This is a genomic window from Vibrio sp. T9, assembly GCF_003123985.1.
Lineage (GTDB): Bacteria > Pseudomonadota > Gammaproteobacteria > Enterobacterales > Vibrionaceae > Vibrio > Vibrio diabolicus.
Genome location: NZ_NIGY01000049.1, coordinates 1 through 528 on the forward strand (window position 1 = coordinate 1; position 528 = coordinate 528).

1 protein-coding gene is annotated in these 528 nt (G+C 42.4%); it reads left to right on the plus strand.

All coding sequences use genetic code 11. From position 1 onward, the window contains the following. Positions 1–29 precede the first annotated feature (29 nt). On the plus strand, positions 30–410 hold the full coding sequence (locus CBX98_RS25340) for a glyoxalase (RefSeq protein ID WP_109170539.1): 381 nt from the start codon (positions 30–32) through the stop codon (positions 408–410). Positions 411–528 lie beyond the last annotated feature (118 nt).

The window sequence follows — 528 nt, forward strand, 5'->3', positions numbered from 1 at the left end:
GGCGTTAGCAAGCTTAAAGGAGTAAGTGTATGTTTTCGCGTTACATATTATATGTATTGAATCAAGAAGCGAGTTCCAAATTCTATGAACATGTATTGGGTTTAACCCCAGTATTGGACGTTCCGGGCATGACAGAGTTTCAGCTGAGTAACAACTGTAAGCTAGGTTTGATGCCGTATGCGGGCATAAATAAACTATTAGGTATGGACTGCACATCCTCTAGTGAAGCTTGCCTTAACCCTAGCTCAGAGTTGTACTTGGTAGTAGATAATCCTCATGATTACCACAAACGTAGCTTGAACTTTGGCGGAGTAGAAATGAGTCCGGTACAGGAAAGGGATTGGGGGCACACTGTAGGTTATAGCAAAGATATTGATGGTCACATCATAGCCTTTGCAAAACCTTGCTAACAAAGCATTTAAGAGGGATTCACAACGCTTGGCAGTTTTGGTTTGAATTAGCTTAAGCGTTTACGGCACAATGGTTTAGGTTAAGTGGTGGCGTTGTTCACCCCTTAATGCGGCGTTA

Bases quoted from the DNA above. Each gene is read 5' to 3' on its own strand.
- CBX98_RS25340 (WP_109170539.1), top strand. From the start codon at position 30: ATGTTTTCGCGTTACATATTATATGTATTGAATCAAGAAGCGAGTTCC.